The organism is Mesorhizobium sp. M6A.T.Ce.TU.016.01.1.1 (assembly GCF_003997065.1).
In the GTDB taxonomy this organism is placed as follows: domain Bacteria; phylum Pseudomonadota; class Alphaproteobacteria; order Rhizobiales; family Rhizobiaceae; genus Mesorhizobium; species Mesorhizobium mediterraneum.
The window spans coordinates 1-1,454 of the sequence record NZ_RZTJ01000083.1; the positions used below are offsets into that span (position 1 = coordinate 1).

The following is a 1,454-nucleotide window of genomic DNA, read 5'->3' on the forward strand; positions in this document are numbered from 1 at the left end:
CTATTGCTGACATCAGCGGATTTGATGCTTCGGCCATTCCGGCTCGACAGGCCGAAACAGCCAGAGGCCACCACAGAGCGCCGTCAGATAGACAACCGCCGCTGCCCCAAATAGGCCCTGCGCGCCAAGCGCATTCATCATGCTGCCGGCGACGACGGGGCCGATCATCGCGGCCAGAGCATAGACGGAGGCAAGGGCGGCGGTGGCCGCCGTCAGCATCTCAGCCCGGAAGCGGTCGCCGATCAGCGCGAGCCCGGCGGTGTATAGCCCGTAATTCGCGCCGCCCCAGACCAGCATCAGCCCGGCTACGGGCCAGAACCCCATGCCTGATCCGTAGACCAGCGGCAGGGTGCAGGCGAGCGATAGGCCGCAGCAACCAAGCACGGTGCGGCGGCGGCCGGCCCGGTCCAGCGCCAGCCCGATCAGCGGCTGCCCGATCACCAGGCCGACATGGAACACCGCGGCGAGCAGCACCGCCTGCGAGACGTCGAAATCGCGATCGAGCATGATGACCGGCATGAGGCTGATGGCGATGGCATCAATCATCGACGCGATAAAGAGAAAGCCGAAGGCCAGGGGAAAGGCTGTGATGGCCGACACGAGGTGGCGCCCCGATCCCGGCACGACCAAGCGGCTCACCGGCCGTTCCACCGCGGCGAAAGGGATCAGCGCCACTAGCGCTATCGCGGCGCAACCGAGGAGAAGCGCGGCCGGGCGGTCGGGCATCATTGCGATCATCGCGGGACCGAGTACGAAACCGAGGGCATTGGCAGCGGTATAGACGCCCATGATCCGCCCGCGCCGCTCGGGGGCCGCGGCGGCGTTCAGCGCCGTCTCGGCGACGATGAACATGAGACCCGCACCGCAGCCCAGAATCACGCGGGCCACGAAGACCGGCCAGAAGTCCCGCAGGAAGGCCAGTGCAACGAGCGCCACCGCCATCAACCCCACACCTGCCAGCGCCGTTCGACCGGCGCCCAACCGGCGGGCGAGGCCGGGCACCAGCACCACGCCGGTCATGAGGCCGAGGCCGGTCGCTGCCGTATTCAGGCCATTGAGCGCCCCTGACACCCGATCCGATAGCAAGAGACCCAGAAGCGGATAGGTGGTGCCCATCGCGAGGCCGTAGATCGTCACGCCAAGGATCAGCGCGCCGATCATCCGGGTTTGGGGGTTCTGCGCTCGGGTCATGGCATCCTCCTGGCGATGGGGTGTCCGGGAGATGCCGCGAAGTGAGCTTTCACTCAAACGATATTTTTTGCCGCAAGCGAACGCTTTTGTTATACTGGTCCCATGCGCAAACTGCCCAACCTCAACGCGACCCGCGCCTTCGAAGCAGCTGCCCGGCATGGCAGCTTCGCTGCGGCGGCGGACGAACTGGGCGTCAGCCATGCCGCCGTTAGCCGCCACGTCCGCAATCTGGAGATGGAACTGGGCGTCGAACTCTTCGAGCG

General features: G+C 66.4%; 2 protein-coding genes. One reads left to right on the forward strand and one right to left on the reverse strand.

Annotated features, from left to right (window positions below; all coding sequences use genetic code 11):
- Nucleotides 1-12: 12 nt before the first annotated feature.
- Nucleotides 13-1,350 carry an MFS transporter gene (locus EOC94_RS33300; protein ID WP_348627416.1) on the reverse strand — a complete coding sequence of 446 codons (1,338 nt, stop codon included), beginning with the start codon at nt 1,348-1,350 and terminating at the stop codon, nt 13-15.
- Here EOC94_RS33300 and EOC94_RS33305 point away from each other — a divergent pair.
- Nucleotides 1,294-1,454, forward strand: a 161-nt coding sequence (locus EOC94_RS33305; protein ID WP_127295864.1) for a LysR family transcriptional regulator, incomplete at its 3' end; no start/stop codon positions are given. The two genes, EOC94_RS33300 and EOC94_RS33305, sit on opposite strands and share 57 nt — an antisense overlap.